Source organism: Rhodanobacter sp. AS-Z3 (genome assembly GCF_029224025.1).
In the GTDB taxonomy this organism is placed as follows: domain Bacteria; phylum Pseudomonadota; class Gammaproteobacteria; order Xanthomonadales; family Rhodanobacteraceae; genus Rhodanobacter.
In genome coordinates this window covers 2,607,120-2,628,082 of sequence record NZ_CP119392.1, presented here as the reverse complement: position 1 = coordinate 2,628,082, position 20,963 = coordinate 2,607,120, and the positions used below count along the sequence as shown (strand labels likewise).

The 20,963-nt window shown below is 62.2% G+C and carries 18 protein-coding genes and 1 tRNA gene; 13 read left to right on the top strand and 6 right to left on the bottom strand.

The genetic code is table 11. The annotated features are described in order from the left end of the window. Nucleotides 1-55 precede the first annotated feature (55 nt). On the bottom strand, nucleotides 56-1,447 hold the full coding sequence (nhaD, locus tag PY254_RS11650; protein ID WP_281012211.1) for a sodium:proton antiporter NhaD: 1,392 nt from the start codon (nucleotides 1,445-1,447) through the stop codon (nucleotides 56-58). Between the two features lie 382 nt (nucleotides 1,448-1,829). Between nhaD and rnk the strand changes: the two genes are divergently transcribed. The 4 genes from rnk (at nucleotide 1,830) to PY254_RS11630 (ending at nucleotide 7,142) form a co-directional block, all read left to right on the top strand. Continuing rightward, nucleotides 1,830-2,237, top strand: coding sequence for a nucleoside diphosphate kinase regulator (gene rnk / locus PY254_RS11645; protein ID WP_281012210.1), 408 nt, complete (start codon nucleotides 1,830-1,832; stop codon nucleotides 2,235-2,237). Nucleotides 2,238-2,292: 55 nt separating this feature from the next. Then, nucleotides 2,293-4,683 (top strand): NAD-dependent DNA ligase LigA, encoded by a 2,391-nt coding sequence (ligA, locus tag PY254_RS11640; RefSeq protein WP_281012209.1) that lies wholly within the window; start codon nucleotides 2,293-2,295, stop codon nucleotides 4,681-4,683. Beyond that, nucleotides 4,683-5,639: an EF-P lysine aminoacylase EpmA gene (gene epmA, locus PY254_RS11635; protein ID WP_281012208.1), complete on the top strand. Its 957-nt coding sequence runs from the start codon at nucleotides 4,683-4,685 to the stop codon at nucleotides 5,637-5,639. The genes ligA and epmA overlap by 1 nt, the downstream gene beginning before the upstream one ends. A 195-nt stretch (nucleotides 5,640-5,834) precedes the next feature. Then, nucleotides 5,835-7,142 carry an MFS transporter gene (locus PY254_RS11630; protein ID WP_281012207.1) on the top strand — a complete coding sequence of 436 codons (1,308 nt, stop codon included), beginning with the start codon at nucleotides 5,835-5,837 and terminating at the stop codon, nucleotides 7,140-7,142. Here PY254_RS11630 and PY254_RS11625 read toward each other — a convergent pair. Continuing rightward, nucleotides 7,139-7,825 (bottom strand): DUF2461 domain-containing protein, encoded by a 687-nt coding sequence (locus PY254_RS11625; RefSeq protein WP_281012206.1) that lies wholly within the window; start codon nucleotides 7,823-7,825, stop codon nucleotides 7,139-7,141. The genes PY254_RS11630 and PY254_RS11625 overlap by 4 nt on opposite strands. Before the next feature lie 74 nt (nucleotides 7,826-7,899). Beyond that, nucleotides 7,900-9,348: an exodeoxyribonuclease I gene (gene sbcB, locus PY254_RS11620; protein ID WP_281015213.1), complete on the bottom strand. Its 1,449-nt coding sequence runs from the start codon at nucleotides 9,346-9,348 to the stop codon at nucleotides 7,900-7,902. 82 nt (nucleotides 9,349-9,430) lie between these two features. Here sbcB and orn point away from each other — a divergent pair, with 82 nt between their 5' ends. From orn to PY254_RS11600, 4 genes are all read left to right on the top strand, one after another. Next, complete coding sequence (gene orn, locus PY254_RS11615; RefSeq protein WP_281012205.1) at nucleotides 9,431-9,997, top strand: oligoribonuclease; 567 nt, start codon at nucleotides 9,431-9,433, stop codon at nucleotides 9,995-9,997. 32 nt (nucleotides 9,998-10,029) lie between these two features. Next, the gene (gene folP, locus PY254_RS11610; protein WP_281012204.1) at nucleotides 10,030-10,944 is read left to right on the top strand and encodes a dihydropteroate synthase; all 915 of its coding nucleotides are present in this window, start codon (nucleotides 10,030-10,032) and stop codon (nucleotides 10,942-10,944) included. 54 nt (nucleotides 10,945-10,998) lie between these two features. Next, complete coding sequence (gene glmM / locus PY254_RS11605; protein ID WP_281012203.1) at nucleotides 10,999-12,351, top strand: phosphoglucosamine mutase; 1,353 nt, start codon at nucleotides 10,999-11,001, stop codon at nucleotides 12,349-12,351. A gap of 101 nt (nucleotides 12,352-12,452) precedes the next feature. Next, on the top strand, nucleotides 12,453-13,385 hold the full coding sequence (locus PY254_RS11600) for an isopenicillin N synthase family dioxygenase (protein WP_281012202.1): 933 nt from the start codon (nucleotides 12,453-12,455) through the stop codon (nucleotides 13,383-13,385). A 14-nt stretch (nucleotides 13,386-13,399) separates the two neighbouring features. On the opposite strand, the gene PY254_RS11595 is transcribed toward PY254_RS11600, so the two are convergent. Both PY254_RS11595 and PY254_RS11590 read right to left on the bottom strand, forming a co-directional pair. After that, the gene (locus PY254_RS11595; RefSeq protein ID WP_281012201.1) at nucleotides 13,400-14,071 is read right to left on the bottom strand and encodes a DUF6445 family protein; all 672 of its coding nucleotides are present in this window, start codon (nucleotides 14,069-14,071) and stop codon (nucleotides 13,400-13,402) included. A gap of 71 nt (nucleotides 14,072-14,142) precedes the next feature. After that, the gene (locus PY254_RS11590; RefSeq protein WP_281012200.1) at nucleotides 14,143-14,952 is read right to left on the bottom strand and encodes an SDR family NAD(P)-dependent oxidoreductase; all 810 of its coding nucleotides are present in this window, start codon (nucleotides 14,950-14,952) and stop codon (nucleotides 14,143-14,145) included. A gap of 125 nt (nucleotides 14,953-15,077) precedes the next feature. On the opposite strand from PY254_RS11590, the gene tpiA reads away from it, so the two are divergent. The 5 genes from tpiA (at nucleotide 15,078) to PY254_RS11565 (ending at nucleotide 17,707) form a co-directional block, all read left to right on the top strand. After that, nucleotides 15,078-15,845: a triose-phosphate isomerase gene (tpiA, locus tag PY254_RS11585; protein WP_281012199.1), complete on the top strand. Its 768-nt coding sequence runs from the start codon at nucleotides 15,078-15,080 to the stop codon at nucleotides 15,843-15,845. Between the two features lie 7 nt (nucleotides 15,846-15,852). Beyond that, nucleotides 15,853-16,299 (top strand): preprotein translocase subunit SecG, encoded by a 447-nt coding sequence (gene secG, locus PY254_RS11580; protein ID WP_281012198.1) that lies wholly within the window; start codon nucleotides 15,853-15,855, stop codon nucleotides 16,297-16,299. A gap of 11 nt (nucleotides 16,300-16,310) precedes the next feature. Then, nucleotides 16,311-16,395 (top strand) — tRNA-Leu (locus PY254_RS11575). A gap of 258 nt (nucleotides 16,396-16,653) precedes the next feature. Further along, nucleotides 16,654-16,914 (top strand): hypothetical protein, encoded by a 261-nt coding sequence (locus PY254_RS11570; protein ID WP_281012197.1) that lies wholly within the window; start codon nucleotides 16,654-16,656, stop codon nucleotides 16,912-16,914. Between the two features lie 139 nt (nucleotides 16,915-17,053). Then, nucleotides 17,054-17,707 carry a response regulator gene (locus PY254_RS11565; RefSeq protein ID WP_281012196.1) on the top strand — a complete coding sequence of 218 codons (654 nt, stop codon included), beginning with the start codon at nucleotides 17,054-17,056 and terminating at the stop codon, nucleotides 17,705-17,707. Nucleotides 17,708-17,763: 56 nt separating this feature from the next. Here PY254_RS11565 and PY254_RS11560 read toward each other — a convergent pair whose 3' ends face one another. Further along, nucleotides 17,764-20,961 (bottom strand): Rne/Rng family ribonuclease, encoded by a 3,198-nt coding sequence (locus PY254_RS11560; protein WP_281012195.1) that lies wholly within the window; start codon nucleotides 20,959-20,961, stop codon nucleotides 17,764-17,766. Nucleotides 20,962-20,963: the final 2 nt, after the last annotated feature.

The following is a 20,963-nucleotide window of genomic DNA, read 5'->3' as shown; positions in this document are numbered from 1 at the left end:
AGGGTCGATGTTACATGGCCCATGGCGACGAGGCGCTTCCCTCCAACGCAGCGGATCAGCCGAACACGGATTTCGCCAACCACAGGTGCATGGCGATGCTGGCCACGTAGCCCAGCGCAATGGCCCAGCTCCAGCGCAAGTGGCTCATGAAGGTGTATTGGCCGCGTGCGGCGCCCATCAGGGCCACACCCGCGGCCGAACCGACCGACAGCAGGCTGCCGCCCACGCCGGCGGTCAGCGTGATCAGCAACCATTGCGAGTCGTCCATGGGCGGGTTCATCTTGATCACCGCGAACATGATCGGAATATTGTCGACCACCGACGAGAGCACGCCCATCAACGCGTTCGCGGTAGTCGGGCCGAGGTTGCCGTAGAGCTGGGTGGAGGCGAGTTCCAGGTAGCCCAGCGCGGCCAGTCCGCCAACGCAGGCAAACACGCCATAGAAGAACAGCAAGGTGTCCCACTCGGCGTTGGCGATGATGCGGAAGATCGAGTAGCCATGCTCTTCTTCACCTTGCGCCAGCGCGTAATGCCGCTGGCGATAGTCGATGCGACTGGCGACCAGATTGAGCAGCGCCAGGCCGGTCAGCATGCCGTAGGCCGCCGGCATATCCAGCCATTGCCGACCAATCACGGTGATCGCTATGGTCACCGCGAACGTGAGGCAGATACTGATGCCGCCATGCTTGATATGACTGTGGCTTTCAGTACTTTCGGGCCGTCCTTTCGGCAGCGCAAAAAACATGATCATCGCCGGTACCAGCCAGTTGACCACGGCAGGGAAAAACAGCCGGAAGAAGTCGAAGAACTGTGCCTTGTTCGCCTGCCAAACCATCAACGTGGTGATGTCGCCGAAGGCGCTCCACGCGCCGCCCGCGTTCGCCGCGACGACCAGGTTGATCATCGCCAGCGTGATGAAGCGTGCATTGCCGGCGCCTACCGCCAGGATCACTGCCGACATCACCAGCGCGGTAGTGAGGTTGTCCAGCACCGGCGACAGCAGGAAGGCGAGCAGGCCGGTGATCCAGAACAGGCTGCGGTAGCTGAAGCCGTAGCGGATGAGTTGCGAACGCAAGGCTTCGAACACGCCGCGTTCGCCCATTGCCGTCACATAGGTCATTGCCACAACCAGGAAAAAGAAGATCTCCGAATACTCGAGAAACATGGCCTCGAAGGCCTCGCGAGTGAGGTTGGCATTTTCGCCCACGCCACCCGTTTGCCAGGCGATCATTCCCCAGATCAACGCGGCCCCCAGCATCACCGGCTTGGACTTGGCGATATGGATGCGCTCTTCGAAGATCACCGCCACATAGGCCAGCACGAACAGCGCCAGTGCCACCCAGCCGACCGGATGTGTCACCAGATGAAAGTTGACGTTTGCACCGGTTTCAGACGCCATCAACGGCGTGCTGGCAGACAACAAGGCCAGGGCGGCAAACCTTCGCATGAAGAATCCTTGGGCAGAGAGTGACGAAACCAATACGAGCTCGATCCAGGGAGGGAAGGGTAACAGCCAGCGGTTGAACCCGGCACGCGTATAGCCTCCGTGGCGGCAAGGTCTGTCGGTCGCTCACCCTGAAATACCGCCGGCGAACGCGCCGATAGCGGGTGAACCATCGGCGGGTGCCAGGTGGTGAGCAGAGAGGGCTGGCCCTGATACCTGTCGCCACAGCTTGATTTTCTGCGGTGGTATCAGCACAGTGAAGCTTGTTTCACCTGCCGGTCATACCCATTCAGGTACCACGGCATCCATAAATCACGCGCGCCGGGGCGATTTCGTTCCGGCGTGTGCTTTTGCGCGGCTGGAGCCGCGAATATCAGGAAACGTCATGAGCAAGCCACCGATCACTGTCTCCCGTGTCGATATCGAACGCATCGAAGCGCTGCTGGAGCGCCTGCCGGCGGCCGAAGCGGCCAAGCTGGACGCGCTGCGCGCCGAGCTGGACCGTGCCGACGTGGTCGAGCCCTCGGCCATGCCCGAGCACATTGTGACAATGAACTCGACCGTCACCTTCGAAGACGAGAGTGACGGTGAGAAGCTGACGTTGACGCTGGTCTATCCGGCGGCTGCGGGTGCGGCTGGCACGGTATCGATTCTGGCTCCCGTGGGCAGCGCCTTGCTTGGGCTGGCCCGTGATCAGCAGATCGACTGGCCGACCCCGGACGGCCGCAAGCGTCGTTTGAAGGTGCTGGAGATCGCCTATCAGCCGGAAGCGGCGGGGCACTTCCACCGCTGACGCTGCAGCGCACGCCGGTGCCGTTAAACTGCGGGGTGTTCCGAAGGAGACCCGCATGACCGAACGCCCGGCACCCGCCGAGACCGTCGCCCGCAACACAGCGTTGCGCGCACGGATCGAGCAGGCCAACTACCGCTACCACGTACTCGACGACGCCGACATCACCGACGCCGAGTACGACCGGCTGATGCGCGAACTGGAAGCGCTGGAGGCCCAATGGCCCGAATTGGCTACCGCGGATTCGCCCACGCGCAAGGTCGGTGCGCGGGCGACCGGCGGGTTCGCCGAAGTGCGTCACGCCTTGCCGATGCTGTCGCTGGGCAATGCTTTCGAGCAGGAAGGCGAGGGTGAGCGTGAGCGTTTTCGCGAAGTCGCCGATTTCGAACGACGCATCGAACAAACGCTGGAACGCAAGGCACCGGTGTTCTCGGTCGAGCCCAAGCTCGACGGCCTGGCGATCAGCCTGCGCTACGAGCACGGCGTGTTCGTGCAGGGTGCCACGCGGGGTGATGGCGAAACCGGTGAAGATGTCACCGCCAACCTGCGTACGGTGCGCGCCATTCCGCTGAAGCTGCGCGGCGCAGGTTGGCCCGAAGTGCTGGAAGTGCGCGGCGAAGTGATCATGCTGCGCAAGGACTTCGAGGCATTCAACGCGTACGCCCGCAGCCACGACGAAAAGCCGCTGGCCAATCCACGCAACGGCGCGGCCGGTTCGCTGCGCCAACTCGATCCGGCCATTACTGCCAAACGCCGACTCAGTTTCTTCGCCTATGCGATCGGCGTAGGCGAAGGCGGTGAGTTGCCGCCGACCCATTCGGCTACGTTGCAGCAGTTGCGCGAGTGGGGTTTTCCGGTGTCGCCGGAAGTGGACACGGCACACGGCTTCGACGGCTTGATTGCCTACTTCCGCCGTATCGGCGCAAAGCGCGACAGCCTTCCGTACGACATCGACGGGGTCGTCTACAAACTCGATGACTACGCTGGCCAGCGTGAAATGGGCTTCGTTTCGCGCGCACCGCGCTGGGCGATCGCGCACAAGTTTCCCGCACAGGAACAAACCACCCAGTTGCTCGATATCGAGATCCAGATCGGTCGCACCGGCGCAGCTACGCCACGTGCACGCATGGAGCCGGTGCAAGTGGGCGGCGTCACCGTCACCTACGCCACCTTGCACAATGCTGACCAGATTGCGCGACTGGATGTGCGCGTAGGTGACACGGTGATCGTGCGTCGTGCGGGTGATGTGATTCCGGAAGTCGTGCGTGTGGTGGACGACCTGCGCCCCGAAGGCACCCAGCCATGGTGCATGCCCATACGTTGCCCCATCTGCGATTCCGCGCTGATTCGCGAAGACGGCGCCGCAGCATGGCGCTGCTCCGGCGGGCTGATCTGCGCGGCACAACGCAAAGAAGCCTTGATCCATTTTGCCTCACGCCGGGCCATGGACATCGACGGTCTGGGCGAACGCTTCGCCGAGGCATTGGTTGAGTTCGACATGGTGAAAACGCCAGCGGATCTCTATCGATTGACGGTCGACGATTTCGTCGACATGAAACAGCGTGCCGACGAGCGTGATGGCACCACCCCGGAGACGGTCAAGGTCGGCAAGGTCGCGACCAAGTGGGCGGAAAACCTGGTGGCCGGTATCGCCGCGAGCAAGCAGACCACGCTGGCGCGTTTCCTGTTCGCGTTGGGCATCATGCACATCGGCGAGAGCACTGCGAAGACTCTGGCGGCATGGTTGGGGCGACTTGAATTCGTGCGCAGTACGCCGGCCTCCGTCTTGCGTGTGCTACCGGATGTCGGTGCGGAAGTGGCTACGTCGATTGCCGGGTTCTTTGCCCAACAGGGTAATCAACGGGTAGTCGATGACTTGCTTGCTGAAGGCATCCAGTTCAACGATGAAACCCCACCTTCAGCGAAGTTGCGCGAGCGACTGAATCTCGGCGTATTGCTTGATATGGCGAACGTCAGCAAGCTCGGTCCGAAAAGCAGCATGTTGCTTGCCCAGCACTTTCCCACTTTGCAGAAATTGCAGGCGGGCGGGGCGGCGCACTGGATCACCGCTGGCGTGCCGCAAGCGGCAGCGACAGGGCTGGAACTCTTGCTCAGCGATCCCGTTGCACATGCCGAGTTGCTCGATGCGGAAGCCGCCATGCAGCGACTGCTCGATGCCATTCCCCGCTCGGCCGAAGTGGTTCGTTCGCCGTTGGCAGAGCAGACCTTTGTGCTCACGGGCACCCTCGTTTCGCTCAGTCGCGATCAGGCGAAGGAGCGGCTTGAAGCACTGGGAGCGAAGGTGTCCGGCTCGGTATCGAAGAAGACCAGTGTGGTGGTGGCGGGTTCGGAGGCGGGCTCAAAACTCGACAAGGCGCAGGAACTGGGTGTGGCGATCTGGGACGAGGCGCAACTGCTCGCCCTGCTCAATGAGCACGAGGGCACTTGATGGACATGCCTGGTCGGGCAGCGCTGGAACTGCGTGCGCAGCTCTACGCGTTGATGCGTGCGTTCTTCGCCGAGCGCCACGTGCTGGAAGTGGAAACGCCGATCCTTTCGGCGGCCGGCAATACCGATCCGAACATCGAAAGTTTCAACTGCACCTTCAGCGGTCATGTGGACGCCGGTGCGCGCGAGCGCTGGTTGCGTACCTCGCCGGAATTCCCGTTGAAGCGTCTGCTGGGGGCTGGCATCGGTGACTGCTACGAACTGGGTCGGGTGTTTCGCAACGGCGAAGCGGGCGGGCGGCACAATCCCGAGTTCACCATGCTGGAGTGGTATCGGGTCGGTTGGGATCATCGACAGTTGATGCGCGAAACCATTGCACTGGTCGAGGCTGCATTGGCGATGCGTGATCGGCGCGCCGAAGTCGTGGTGACCAGTTACCGACAACTGTTCCTCGATGGGCTGAGTATCGACCCTTTGCATGCGACGATCGACGAATTGCGCGTACCGCTGGCCGAGTTCGGTATCGGCCCGGCAGGGCTGGTGCATGACGACTGGCTCGACTTGCTGATCACCCACCGGCTTCAGCCGGACTTTCCGCGCGACCGTATCACGGTGATCCACGATTACCCGGCCAGCCAGTGCGCGCTGGCGAAGATCCGCCCCGGCGAGCCGCCGCTGGCCGAACGCTTCGAGCTGTATCTTGGCCGCTACGAACTGGCCAATGGCTATCACGAGTTGAACAACGCGGCTGAACAGCGTGGACGTTTCGAACGTGACAACGCGGTGCGTCGTGGGCGCGGGTTGCGCGAGATTCCACTCGATGAAAACCTGCTCGGCGTGCTCGATGCCATGCCCGACTGCGCCGGCGTGGCAATGGGTGTGGAACGCCTGCTGATGTGTCTGGCCGATACCGATGCGATTGCCGACGTGCTGGCCTATCCGTTCGCCACGGCTTGAACTCTTCAGCGCGCAGCGGGCGCGATAGCGGGTCAGGTGTCGTGCATGGTCTGCGTTTCGATCGGGTCAAGCGGCTTCCTGCCGGATAGGGCGAGCATCTGGGTAGCGACGAACCGCCCGCGAGACGTCGCGACGGCGCCAGTGTTTGAGTTATCGTGCCGAACCGGTTGCCACGGCCTCACCTGCGATTTACCCATGAATCTGCCGAACGAGTCACCTGCGCGTCCGCTCAATCGCGGTGACGCGCGCACGTTGGTGCTTTCCGCGCTCGGTGGCGCGCTGGAGTTCTACGACTTCGTGGTGTTCGTGTTCTTCGCGATCCCGCTCGGCCACCTGTTTTTCCCGGCGACCACGGCACCGTGGGTGGCGCAGTTGCAGGTGTTCGGCATCTTCGCTGCCGGCTATCTGGCGCGCCCCATCGGCGGCATCGTGATGGCGCACTACGGCGATACGCTGGGGCGCAAGAAGATGTTCCTGCTGAGCGTGTTCCTGATGGCACTGCCCACGCTGTGCATCGGCCTGTTACCGGTGTACGCGCAGGTGGGTGCGCTGGCGCCGCTGTTGCTGCTGTTGCTGCGCGTGGTGCAGGGCATTGCGGTGGGCGGCGAGGTGCCAGGCGCGTGGGTATTTGTTGCCGAGCACGTGCCGCCACAGCGGATCGGTTTTGCCTGTGCCAGTCTGACCTCGGGACTCACCATTGGCATCCTGATCGGTTCGCTGGTGGCGGCGGCGATCAATCGCAGCATGTCGCCGGAGCAGGTGCTCGACTATGGCTGGCGACTGCCGTTCCTGATCGGTGGCGTGTTTGGTTTCTGCGCTGTGTGGCTGCGCCGATGGCTGCGTGAAACGCCGGTGTTCGAGGCGATGCATGCGCGCAAGGAACTGACACGTGGGCTGCCGTTGCGCGTGGTGTTTGCCGAGCATCTGCCCAGCGTGTTGTTGTCGATGCTGGTGACGTGGATGCTCACCGCGGCGATCGTGGTGGTGATCCTGATGACGCCAACGCTGGTGCAATCGGTGTTCCATGTTGCCCCGGAGCGAGCCTTCCTGGGCAACAGCGTGGCTTCGTTCGCACTGGCGGTGGGCTGCCTGTTTTATGGCTGGCTGGCAGACCGGATCGGTTATGCGCAGGCGCTGCTATGGGCGGCGCTGGGCCTGTTGCTGGCCACCTATGCGCTCTATCTCGACCTGCAGGCCGGTGCCGCGCATTTCGTCGCGCTGTATGCACTGGCCGGTTTCAGCACCGGGGTGACCGGGATCGTGCCTTCGTTGATGGTGGTCGCATTCCCGCCGGCGGTACGCTTTTCCGGCCTGTCGTTTTCCTACAACGTGGCTTACGCCTTGTTCGGCGGGCTGACGCCGCCGTTGATCGGCTTGCTGGTGCAGCACATGGGCGTGCTGGCGCCCGCGCACTATGTGGCGCTGACCGCATGCATCGGCATCGGCGTGGCGGTGTTTGTGATGACCACGCAACGCCGGAAGCTGGCCTTGAATCCCGCCTAGAACTCCAGTTCCTGCGCGGCACAAAGATAGTCGACCAACGGTGCCACGCGCTTGAATGCAGCGACCGTCCACGGCAGCAGTTCGTCCGAGCAGGCCAGCTCTTCGCTGAGTGGGGTGGTGGCGACGAAATCCTTGCGTTTGAGATCGTCGATCAATTCATGCGTGGGGTCGTAACCGCGCGGCGGTCGAATCAGCGATTCGCCACCCAGTTGCAGGTGCTCGCGGAATGCCTTGCTCTGGGTGGCGCGCTTCCATGCCGCCGGGTTGTCGACCAGAAATTCGCGAATGTGCTTCAGCGCATCCGGCTCCGGATGCCACATGCCGCCGCCGGCGAAACAGTCACCGGGCTCGATATGCAGATAGAAACCGGGCGCCTGGATTTCGTGGCGGCGCTCATGCGTGAAGCGCGAGCCTTGCCATGATTTGTACGGCTGCTTGTTGTTCGAATAGCGGGTGTCGCGGTAAATGCGGTACAGCGAGCCGCCCATCTTGCGTGGATCGGCGCGGTAGTGGGTGCTGATTTTTGCCAGCGGCACCTGCATGTCGGTGATCAGCTGCAGGAACGGTTCGCGTACGTGGCGCTCGTAGTCGTCCTTGTGCGCGTGGAACCATTCGCGGTTGTTGTTGTTTTCAAGCGAACGCAGAAAGCGGAAGGTGGCGGGTGTGAAATAACTTTTTGGCATGGTGGTTCGTCGGAAGATTCGGTAGGGCGGGCAGTGCCCGCCGGATTCGAGGGGAGCGGCGGGCCGTCCCCGCCCTACATGGCGTCGTCAAGGCTGTCGGCAAGCTCCTCGCCCCAGGCCTGCAACTGGTCGAGCAAACCGAGCTTGTCTTGTGCCTTCGGGTCGCTGCGCAGTTCGGTGATGCGGGCAAAATAGTCGTCCAGGGTCAGCCCGGTGAGCGGCGTCTGGCGCGTCAGTCTTGCCTGACGGAAGTCATCCCAGCGGGTGCGTTCTTCAGCACCCAACGTGTCGGGCCAGTTGCGTGCCCGGTAGCGGAACAGCAGTTCCGGATAACGCGCATCGCGGAAGGGAAACGGGCGGCTACCGAGTTCCTGCGCTGGTGTGCCGCGCACCTGGGCCAGCAAACGCTTGTCTGCATCCGGCAGAAAGCCGCCGCCATACAAGGCCAGTTCGGGATCTTCCGGCGTCGGCAGTTCGGCCGAACGCTGGAACACACGCCGCAGCTTTTCCGGCAAGCCACTGGCTGCCTGCAGCATGTCGCGATGGGTTTGGCAGCGCGGCAGGTCGAGTTGCAGCCGATCCAGATCGACACCCTGCAACACCGACAGCGGTGCCAGCGCGGGTGCGTGATTGGCGCGAACGGTGCGCAGCGGAATGCGCTCGACGCCCTCCGGCAGGTCGGCACGTGGGGTGAAGATGCGGTCAGCGATCTCGTCTTCGTCCAGCGCCAGCCACTCGGCGGGATCGGTGGACAGGTCGTAAACAATCACTTCGCCGGCGCGACTGGGGTGGGCGGCCAGCGGCGCGATCACGGCCAGACAATGGCGGCTGGCCGGGTAGCGCGAGGAGATGTGCACCAGCGGCGTCATGTTCACCACGTCGAGCAGTTCGAACACCTTCTGTTTGCGTCGCAGTGCGTAATACCAGTCCCACAGTCGCGGCTGGCGCACACGGATCAGCCGGGCCAGGTCGATCAGCGCGTAGACGTCGGAAAGCGCATCGTGGGCGCGTTGCTGATTCAGTCCGTTGGCGCGGGCCAGGTGTTCCAGTTTGAAACTGGGTGAGCCGTCGTCGCGCAGTGGCCACACGATGCCCTCGGGCCGCAGCGCCTGACACATGCGCACCAGGTCGATCAGGTCCCACCGCGAATTGCCGTTCTCCCACTCCCGCCCGTACGGCTCGTAGAAATTGCGATACAGCATCTGGCGGGTGAACTCGTCATCGAAACGCAGTGAGTTGTAGCCGACGCCACACGTGCCCGGCTGGGCCAGATGTTCGTAGACACGGGCTGCAAAATCAGCCTCGTTAACGCCATTCAGCTCGGCCTGCTGGGGCGTGATGCCGGTGATCATGCAGGCGTCGGGATGCGGGGGCATCTCCCGCGACGGCTTGCCGTAGAACATCACTGGCTCGCCGATGATTTCCAGTTCCATGTTGGTCCGGATGCCGGCGAACTGCAGTGGTCGGTCGCGGCGAGGGTCTGCGCCGGAGGTCTCGTAGTCGTGCCAGAAGAAGGTCTGCATCAGGCGATGATCGCATGGCGTCATGGCTGACCGCATGGCAAGGGCCGCAAGGCTGATAAACTCCCGGTCACAAGGAGATCCCATGAGCCAAGCCCACGAAGAAAACCTGATCTGGATTGATCTGGAGATGACCGGCCTCGACACCGACAACGACTCGATTCTGGAGATCGCCACGGTGGTTACCGACAAGGAGTTGAATGTGCTGGCCGACGGGCCGGTATTTGCGATTCGTCACGAGATCGATCAGCTGGAGTCGATGGATAGCTGGAACACCAACCAGCACCACAAATCCGGCTTGTGGCGACAGGTGCTGATCTCCGAAACCGATCATGCGATGGCTGAGCAGGCCACGGTCGATTTCCTGCGCGCGTGGGTGCCGCCGGGCAAGTCGCCGATGTGCGGCAACTCGATCTGCCAGGATCGCCGCTTCATGCACCGGCAGATGCCGCGGCTGGAGCGCTACTTCCATTACCGCAACCTGGACGTGTCCACGCTGAAGGAACTGGCGCGGCGCTGGGCGCCGGACATCGCCAAGGGCGTGGGCAAGGAATCGGCGCATACCGCGTTGTCCGATATCCGCGATTCCATCACCGAACTGCGCCACTACCGTCGATTCATGGGCGAGTTGGGCGGTTCGATCAAGGCTTGAATGCGCAGTCGCGTGCAGCATCCGACGAGGTCATGAGCATGTCGAACGAACTGTTTGCGCCGGTGCTGGATTGTGCCGGTCGCTCGCTGCGACTGGATCGCGCCAGGGTGGTCGGCATTCTCAACTGCACCCCCGATTCGTTCTCCGACGGCGGCCTGAATCACAGCTTGGAAGCGGCGGTTGCACACGGGCTGCGCATGGCCGAGGAGGGAGCCGACATGCTGGATGTCGGCGGTCAATCGACCCGCCCCGGTGCGATCGAGGTTTCGCTGGAACAAGAATTGCAGCGCGTACTGCCGGTGATCGAGCAGTTGGTGGCGCGCACTTCACTGCCGATCGCTATCGATACTTCGCGGCCTGAGGTGATGCGTGCCGCCGTGGCGGCCGGTGCGGGCATGGTCAACGACGTGTATGCGTTACGCCGTGAAGGCGCGCTGGACGCCGTGGCCGAGCTTGGCGTGCCGGTCTGCCTGATGCACATGCAGGGCGAACCGCGCAGCATGCAAGACGAACCGCATTACGACGATGTGGTCGGTGAGGTGCATCGGTTCCTTACCGATCGGCTGTTTGCCTGTGAACTGGCCGGGATTGACCGGCGGAAAGTGCTGGTCGACCCCGGTTTCGGTTTCGGCAAGACGCTGGAACACAATCTCGCGTTGCTCGCGGCGCTTGAGCAGTTCGCCAGCTTAGGCAGCGGCGTGTATGCCGGTTTGTCGCGCAAGTCGATGATTGGCACGCTGACGGGTCGCAGCGAACCGGCCGGTCGGCAGGCCGGCTCGGTGGCGGCGGCGCTGATTGCCGTACAACGCGGAGCGCGCCTGGTGCGCGTGCATGATGTGGCACCTACGGTCGACGCGCTGGCGGTATGGCGGGGCGTGCAGGCGGTGGACACCGTACCCAAGCGCAGTGCGTCGCCTGCCATGCCGCGCTGGCCCGATGATGATTGATTGCTGCTGAGCCCGGCGGCCGGCAATGACCCCATTTCGAGATCCACAAAACTGATGAATCAACGCAAATATTTCGGTACCGATGGCATTCGCGGTCTGGTCGGACAATGGCCGATCAGCGCCGACTTCATGCTGCAGCTGGGCCGCGCCGTGGGCAGCGTGATGGCGCGTGAGGGCAACGTCCGGCCGAAGGTACTGATTGGCAAGGACACCCGCGTTTCCGGCTACATGTTCGAGTCCGCGCTGGAAGCCGGGCTGGTTGCCGCGGGCGCAGATGTGGGCCTGCTCGGGCCGATGCCGACACCGGCAGTGGCTTTTTTGACCCGGTCCATGCGCGCCCAGCTGGGCATCGTGATCAGCGCGTCGCACAACCCGCATTACGACAATGGCATCAAGTTCTTTTCGGCCAATGGCGAGAAGCTTTCGGACGAAGTCGAGCTGGCGATCGAGCAGGAAGTGGATGCCGCCTTCGTTACCGTGGTTTCCGAACAATTGGGCAAGGCTCGCCGCATCGACGATGCTGTGGCCCGCTACGCCGAGTATTGCAAGGCGACGGTGGCTGAAGATTTCAGCCTGCGCGGCATGAAGCTGGTACTGGACTGCGCTCACGGCGCGACCTACCAGGTGGCACCGCAGGTTTTTGCCGAACTTGGCGCAGAGGTAGTCACCATTGGCGACAAGCCCGACGGTTTCAACATCAACCGCGATGTCGGCTCGACTCATCCGCAGGCCTTGCAGCAAGCGGTGCTGAGCCATGGCGCTGAGCTTGGCATCGGCTTCGATGGCGACGGCGATCGCGTGCAGCTGGTTGACCGTCACGGCGTGCTGGCTGATGGCGACGACATCCTCTACATCCTGGCCCATAGCTGGCACGCGCAGGGTGTGCTGACCGGCCCGGTGGTGGGCACCTTGATGAGCAATTTCGGGCTGCAACTCGCGCTGGACGAGATTGGCGTACCGTTGATCCGTGCCAACGTCGGCGATCGCTACGTGATGCAGCAGTTGCGCCAGCATGAAGGCGTGCTTGGCGGCGAAACGTCGGGCCATATCCTGTGCCTGGATCGCGCAACCACCGGAGACGGTATCGTCGCGGCCTTGGCCGTACTGGAAGCGCTCACGCACTCGGGCGAAGACCTTGCTGCTGCGAGGAAAGGCCTGGTGAAGATGCCCCAGATCATGCTGAACGTACGTGCGGTTGGCGCACGCCGGTCACTGGACAGTGCTGAGGTGCAGCAGGCGCTGGCCGAAGTGGAGCAGGTTCTGCACGGGCGCGGCCGCGTGGTGCTGCGTGCCTCGGGCACCGAGCCGTTGGTGCGGGTCACGGTGGAGGGCGCCGATGCCGCGGAAGTGCAACAACTGGCAGAGAAGCTGGCAGCAACGGTAAAATCCATAGCCGAACGCTCGTGAACCTCTAGCAGTAGTACTAGGTCGCCATGGATTGGCCCGACGTGCGCCGCCCCTGCGGTGGCGGAACAACCGACCGCACGCTCAACCTGGTGACTACAGCCATGAACAATGTTCCAACCCTCGACATCCGTCGCTACGACACCGATCGCGATGCCTTTGTTGCCGAGATCGGTGCGGCTTACCGTGAATTCGGTTTCTGCTGCATTAGCGGCCACGGCATTCCACGCGAGCTGATCGACGGCTCGTACGATGTGTTCCAGCGCTTCTTTGCACTGCCCACTGACACCAAGATGAAGTACCACCTGGTCGGCAGCGGTGGTGCGCGCGGCTATACGCCGTTGAAGGTGGAGACCGCCAAGGACAGCCAGTACGCCGACCTCAAGGAGTTCTGGCATATCGGCCGCGAGATTCCGCGCGACTCGAAGTTTGCCGACGTGATGCCGCCGAATCTCTGGCCGAGTGAAGTGCCGGATTTCAAGCAATACGGCTATGGCCTGTACGAGGCACTCGACCAGCTGGGTACGCGCGTATTGCGCGCGCTCGCCTTGCACATCAACGAGCCTGAGAATTTCTTCGAAGACAAGACCGACGTCGGCAATTCGATCTTGCGGCCGATCCACTATCCGCCGATCACCCAGGACAACGTGCCGAACGTGCGCGCCGGCGCGCATGAAGACATCAATTTCATCACCTTGCTGGTCGGCGCCAGCGCCGAGGGCCTGGAAGTGCTGAGCCACGGCAAGTGGTTGCCGATCACCACCGAAGGTGACGCCATTGTGGTGAACATTGGCGACATGCTGCAGCGCCTCAGCAACCACGTTTATCCGTCGACGTCGCATCGGGTGGTCAATCCGCAGAACGCGAATGCACGCAAGCCGCGTTACTCGGTGCCGTTCTTCCTGCATCCGAATCCGGACGTGGTGCTGGACCCGCTGGATTCGTGCATCACGCCGGACAATCCGCGTCGTTACGACACCTCGATCACATCGCACGAATACCTGCTGCAGCGTCTGCGTGAGATCAAGCTGATCTAATCGTTGGCGCGAACTCAAGCCATCCAGAAGAACACGGCGGTCATGCGTTTGGCCGCCAGTTCCTGACCCCAGTAGGCGGTGGCGCTATGGATCAGGTTGGCCTTGTAAACCAGCAATCGGTTGTACCGATGCGCCACGCGCACATCTTCCACGAACGCGTTCGGTTGCACGAAGCGATTGCCGAGCGCTTCGGCCAGATTGCGATGCGGCGGCATCACGATGTTGCCGCCCAACTGCCCGCCGGGCATGCGCTGACGGAAGAAACTGGTGCCGCATTGCTCCGGCACATCCGGGTTGAGATACAACACGGCAGCGTAGCGGCATAGATTGGTTGAATCGGTATGCGGCTTGACCGCGCCTTCGACCGAGCCAACGACCTGTACGCAGTTGTGATTCAGTCGCAGGCCAGCCTCGGTTTGCTCAACCCACAATTTCTTCGCCCCGGTCAGCTTGCATACCTGCGCTTCCACCGCGGCCAACTCGTCATCCAGTAACGCCGGAATGGAGCGCATTCCTGGCCACACTTCGCCGGTATACGGGTAGCCCATTTCCCAATCCGTCTTCGCCAGACAGCGCGCGCGCACCTGGTCGGGGTTCGGCAACACGTCATCGACCAACCAATAGTCGCGGCCCTCGACAGGCTTGCGGTAGGACAGTGGACGCATCTGGGTCGGAAACAATGACATGGTGGTGAAAGCCGGTGGCGAGCATGCGCTCAGCGGTGGGTAATGGGATGAGTCGTACCTGTATTGCCGATCTACAGCTGGGTATTCCGGTAACGCTTCGACTCGCGTGCCGACAGCCACATGGCCAGTCGGTCCGGCATCAACTGAATGGCCCGCTTGATGGTCCGATTGACACGACCCGGAGTGTATACAGCGTCACCGCGTTCGACCGCCGCGATACCCTGACGCACCACTTCTTCGGCAGTGAGCCACATGAAGTCGGGCAGCTTATCCATCTTGTCGCGAGTACCGGTGACGTCATGGAACTCCGACCAGGTGAAGCCCGGGCACAACGCGCTGACATGCACTCCGGCCGACTGATTCTCCAGTGCCAGTGACTGTGAGAACTTGATCAGATACGCCTTGCTTGCTGCATAGAGCGTGTGTCCGGCCGGCGCGGGAACGTGCCCTGCAAGCGAGGCCACATTGATGATCCGGCCATGACCACGCTGACGCATGCCAGGCAGAAGGCGCCATGCCAATTCGCTGGGTGCAGTCAGCAGCACCTGCAGGAAGTCCGCGTGAGTCTTCCAGTCATTTTCGATGAAGGTGCCAGGCACCCCATAGCCGGCATTGTTGATCAGCCAGTCCACCTGCAAACCACGTTGATCCAGTGCATCGCACAACAGCCGTGGTGTCGAGGGGTCGGCCAGGTCGTAGGCCAGCACCGTGACTTCGACGGCGTGTGCGGTGCGCAGCTCGATGGCAAGCGCCTCCATGCGATCAGTCCGACGAGCGGTCAGTACCAGATCATGGTTCAGCGCGGCAAGCTGTCGGGCGAAAGCGGCACCAATGCCAGAGGATGCACCGGTAATCAGGCTGATCGGACGGCGAGCGGTCATGTGATGTTCCTGCGGATGGAATGCCATTCTTGACCGCAGCGGTTGATCGACGCCAGTAGGGCATGGGTTTGCCGTTCCTTCACCCCGTCGGTAAGCTTGCAGTTTGACCGCAGCAGAAGCACACCATGCGCAAGAAATTCGTTGCCGGAAACTGGAAGATGTATGGCAGTCGCTCGATGGCGACGGCACTGATGGCCGATATTGCCGCTGACCTGCCGAACGACGTCGATGTTGCCGTCTTTCCCCCGTTTCCGTATGTAGCCGAACTCGCGGCGCAACAGGCCGACTCCGGTTTGTTGATCGGCGCCCAGGATGTCAGTACGCACGAGGGGCAGGGTGCCTACACCGGCGAAGTCTCTGCCGCCATGCTGGCTGATGTCGGTGCCCGATGGGTGCTGGTTGGCCATTCGGAGCGTCGTCAGTATCACCAGGAAAGTGACGACCTGGTGGCGCGCAAGTTTGCCGCGGCCCGTGCCGGCGGACTGACCCCGATTTTGTGCGTCGGTGAAACGCTGGAACAGCGCGAGGCCGGCGAAACTGAAGCGGTGATTTCCCGCCAGTTGCAAGCTGTGCTGTCGCTCAATGGCATCGCCAGTTTCGATACGGCAGTCATCGCCTATGAACCGGTCTGGGCCATCGGTACCGGCCGAACCGCCAGCCCGCAACAGGCACAACAAGTGCATGCCTTCATCCGTAGCCAACTGGAAAAGGAAGATGTTATAATTTGCCGTCTGACCCGACTGCTTTACGGCGGTAGCGTCAAGGCGGCCAACGCCGCTGAATTGTTCGCGCAGGCGGACGTGGATGGCGGTCTGATCGGTGGGGCCTCCCTGACCGCATCCGACTTCCTTGGAATCTGCGCCGCGGCGCATCAGGCGTCACAGGCTCAATAGAAACCTTATGTTCGTCATTTTCAGCGTGTTCTACATTCTGATCGCAGCGGCGATGATCGTGCTGATCCTGCTGCAGAACGGAGCGGGTGCCGATGCCGGCTCCGGCTTCGGCGGCGGTGCTTCGGCTACGGTCTTCGGTGCCCGCGGTTCGTCCACCTTCCTCACCCGTGCAACGGGCGTGCTGGCGGGCCTGTTCTTCCTGCTCAGTCTGGCCATGGGCATGTATCTGAATGACAACGGCGCTCCCAAGACCAATACACAGGATCTTGGCGTAATGTCGACCATGACCGAGAAGGCCGCGGCCACCAAGGCGGCTCCGGCCACCGGTTCGGAAGTTCCGGCAGCAGCACCTGCTTCAGCCAACAACGTCGTTCCGGCGACCACGCCGGCGGCAAAACCCGCTCCGGTCAGTGGCCAGGGCGAGGTACCGGCAGCTCCGCCGGCCAAGCACTAAGTAACAAACCTGCCCAGGTGGCGGAATTGGTAGACGCACTACCTTGAGGTGGTAGCGCCGTAAGGTGTAGGGGTTCGAGTCCCCTCTTGGGCACCAATGAAGGGTTTCAGCAAGGATCGCTGAGACTCGAAAGGACAAGAAAACCCGCAGACAGCGGGTTTTTTTGTGCCCGAACCGATCAGCGCACCGCAGGATCAGCAGTCAAACTCAATCAGCAAGGCGCTTCCCCGCACAGCCAGTGTGGGAGTCGGCCGACATAACCTGTCCCGTAGCCGTGACACATTCATCTTCAGTCCATCGGGACACGGGCGGGGCTCTACCGGTTGGCGCGCTATCGAAAGGGGAGTGTCAGTCATGGTGACGATCTTGCTGCAGCCATCGGCGAAGGGAAGCTGGCGAATTCGTCGCAGTCACATCACGTTGTTCAGCGATCTGCCATTAGGGCCGGCGATCAAGCTCGCCTCTGAGATCGCGCGCGATGAATATTATCGGCTTGGTGCGATTGTTTGCGTGCAAATGATGATACCGGGATCAACGGTTGTGCTGTCCAGCCACCCCCGCATCCCGGCGACTGCATGCCGCGAGACGAACCGCCCGGATGCGTTGGCGGCCTGAGTAGTGCGTCAGACAACAGGCAACATTTTGAACCGATTGACGGGATGAATAGGCGCTCAGTGATTTTGGTGCACCGCGCCGCTTGCAATGGTGTGTCATGCAGCCTACTTTCATGCAGCCCAACCAAGGAGGGAGTCAAGTGATCAATGTGGTCCTGGTGGACGATCACGAGCTGGTTCGCACCGGCTTTAGAATGATCCTGCAGCAACAGTCGGACATACATGTCGCTGGCGAAGCGGCCACCGCTGAGGAGGGGCTGCGCTTGATTCGCACGCTTGCTCCAGACATTGCGCTGGTTGACGTACACATGCCGGGGATGAGCGGAATCGAGCTCACCGAGCGCGTGTGTCGATCAAAGCTCTCCACGCATATCGTGATCGTCACGGTGGTTGACGATGCACGCTTCCCCAAACGCCTGCTGGATGCTGGCGCTCTTGGTTATCTGACCAAGGGTTGCAGCGCAGACGAACTGGTTTCAGCGGTGCGCCAGGTTGCCGGAGGCCGGCGTTATCTCGCCCCTGCTGTCGCCCAGCAACTGGCACTGGCCACACTGGACGGAAGCGCATCACCGTTCGACGTGCTGTCCAGCCGAGAGCTGGAGGTGGCGATGATGCTGGTTCGTGGCAAGCCGTTGACGATCATCGGTGAGCAGCTAAACCTGAGTCCCAAGACCGTGTCCACCTACAAGCAGCGCTTGATGGAGAAGCTGCATGTCGATCACGTACTCAGTCTTGCGCATCTGATGACGGTGCACGGACTGATTGACATGCCTAGTCATCACGTAGGCAACTGACGCCAGCTCGAAGGACAAAAAAAACCGGACTTTCGTCCGGTCTTTTCATGCACGAATCAGCCTTCTGTTTCGCTCTTGTCGAGCGGGGCCGAGGTGGGTGATTGCGGCACAGTCTCGATCGGCAAGCGTGAGGGCGTCACGGCGTGAGGTGAATGACTGAGCAGGTCACCTTGCGTCGGCTGCGCTGGCTGAACAATCGCGGCGACAGTCGCCGGCTTCAATGTCGGCGTCGATTCCGCCGCCGCCACGGTATCCGTGGACTGCTCCACCTTGTTGTCCACAGCGCGGGAAACTTCCGTTGCCGCCGGAGCAATGACCTCAGTGACAACAGCAGCCGGTGGGGTTGCCACTGGAGCCGGTGCAGTCACGTGCGCCACTGCCGGTGACGCTGCTGGAGCCGATGCCGTGGCTGGCTCTGCCTCTTTTACCGAGCTGACAGCTGCTCGCTCGGTAGCTGGCTCCGGCTGTTGCCGGGCAGAAGCATCTGCGGCAGCTTCCACGAGGCCAACGCCCGCCGACGGCGCCCGAGCAGGCTCCGCTGGCGCAGTCATCGAGGTGGGCTGTGTGGTCGCCTGCATTGAGGACCCAGACTCGACAGCGGCAACCTTCACTGCATGACGTTCGTCGTGACGGGCCTCTGCAATGCCATCACCCTGATCTGGAATGGGCGGCAAGGTGGGCAGGTTGAAGCTGGCAGCCACACTGACAGCTGCCATGGTGACCGGGTTGGGCTGTTCGGTCGGCGTGTTGTCGGTCAGGCTTTCCTTGGACGACAAGCCAGCTGGCGCATCCGCCGACTCATGGGTACGAGCCTCCGCGTCCAGCTTGACGGGCGGGGCAGCAGGCGTCGACTCAGCGCGAGCGGGCTTGTTGCTGGCCGACGCAGCTGATCCCGCGGCGTCGTCACGATCTTCGTCATCCAGCTCACTGGCCTGCGGGCCACTGAGCTCACCGGTGCTGGCACCGGTTTCATCATGACGGCGGCGACGACGACCGCCGCGACGCCCACGACGACGGCGTGCCTGGCTACCTTCGGTGTCCACGGCGTTGTCATCCGACGGTGGCACCGTTGATTCGAGTGGTGCATCCACCAGCAACTCGGCTTCTTGAGCCGCTTCATCCAAGGGGGCAGCGACGGGTCGCTTGTTCTCGTTGGCGCGGGGCTGCCGCTCGGTCTTTGGCTGCTGTGCGTTGGGCTTGCGCTCAGTGCGTGGCGAAGCGTTCTCTGCAGCTGCCTTGGGTTGACGCTCGGTCTTGGCCGATTGGGTCTGCGGCTGCTGTGCGGGCCGGGGCTGCGACTCGTTGTTGCGCTGGCGATTGCCACGTGCCTGCGGTTGCGTCGCAGACTTCGGCGAACTCTGCTGCGGTGCTGCTTCGCGTCGCGGCTGGCGCGCCGAGCTTGCATTAGCGCTGTTGCCATTGCGATTGCCGCGTTCGTCACGACGACCACGGTTGCTGTTTTCGTTGTCGGCAGCGCTGCGAGCAGGCGAGGGCGAGCTTGTCTTGGGTGCATCAGCGCCACGGAACATGCCCAGCAAGCGAGCAATGAAACCGCCGGTGGGCGCACTGCGCACTGGCACCGCAGGTGTTGTTGTCTGACGACGTGGCGGGCTCACTGGAGCAGGCTCATTGGCCGCTTCTTCACGAACCGGCGCGGGGCTTGCCGGAAGAACACCACTCACTGCCGGCTGCTCACCGCTACCCAGCGTTTGACCCATTTTCGGCAGTTCAGCAGTTTCCACCGCGGTCAGCATTTCGTAGCTGGGCTTGCTGTGCTCGCCCATGTCCGCTTCGCGGATACGCTGGATTTCGATGTGTGGGGTCTGCAGCTTCTCGTCGGCCACGATCATCACGTGCACCTTGTGGCGCAGTTCGATCTCCACCACGCTGGCACGCTTTTCGTTCAGCAGGAAGTTGACCACGCTGGAAGGCGCCTGCACCAGCACCTGGCCGGTGTTGTCCTTCATCGCATGTTCTTCGATCAGACGCAGGGTCGACAACGACAGTGATTCAACACCGCGGATGTGGCCATGACCTTCGCAGCGCGGGCAGGTGATCTGGGACGCTTCACCGAGGCTGGGGCGCAAACGCTGACGCGACATTTCCAGCAGACCAAAGCGCGATATGCGACCGATCTGCACGCGGGCGCGGTCGAGCTTGAGCGCATCCTTCAGACGATCTTCCACTTCGCGCTGATGGCGCGGGCTGTCCATGTCGATGAAGTCGATCACGATCAAGCCGCCGGCATCGCGGATACGCGCCTGACGGGCAATTTCCACTGCCGCTTCGCAGTTCGTATTGAACGCGGTGTCTTCGATGTCGCTGCCCTTGGTTGCCTTCGACGAGTTCACGTCGATGGCGGTCAGCGCTTCGGTCTGGTCAATCACGATCGAGCCGCCCGACGGCAGGCGTACCTGCCGGTCGAATGCGCTTTCGATCTGGGTTTCGATCTGGTAACGGGTGAACAGCGGGGTGTCGTCTTTGTATAACTTGAGCTTGCGTAGGGAGGTCGGCATCACCTGCTGCATGAAATCACGAGCATCGCTGTACAGCGATTCGTCGTCGATCAGGATCTCGCCGATGTCGCTGCGCAGGTAGTCACGCAGGGCACGGATGAACAGTTTCGACTCCTGATAGATCAGGAACGGTGCTTTCTGCTTGCCGGCTGCCTCGGAGATCGACTTCCACAATTGCAGCAGGTAATCGAGGTCCCACTGCAGCTCTTCGGCATCGCGGCCGAGGCCGGCGGTGCGCACGATCAGGCCGACATCGTCGGGCACGGTGACGTGGTCCAGTGCTTCTTTCAGCGCCTGCCGGTCTTCACCCTCGATCCGGCGGGAAACACCGCCAGCCTTCGGGTTGTTCGGCATCAGCACCATGTAGCGGCCAGCCAGGCTGATGAATGTGGTCAGGGCTGCGCCCTTGTTGCCACGCTCTTCCTTTTCCACCTGCACAACGACTTCCTGACCTTCCTTGATCAGTTCGCGGATATTCGCCTTGTGCGGGTCGAGCCCGGCGGTGAAGTACTCGCGGGAGACCTCCTTGATCGGCAGGAAGCCATGGCGTTCGGCGCCATATTCGACGAAACAGGCTTCCAGCGAAGCCTCGACTCGGGTGATGCGACCTTTGTAAATATTGGACTTTTTCTGTTCCCGTGACGGGATCTCGATGTCCAGGTCGTACAGGGTCTGGCCATCGACAATGGCCACGCGCAACTCTTCACGCTGAGTCGCGTTGATCAACATACGTTTCATGG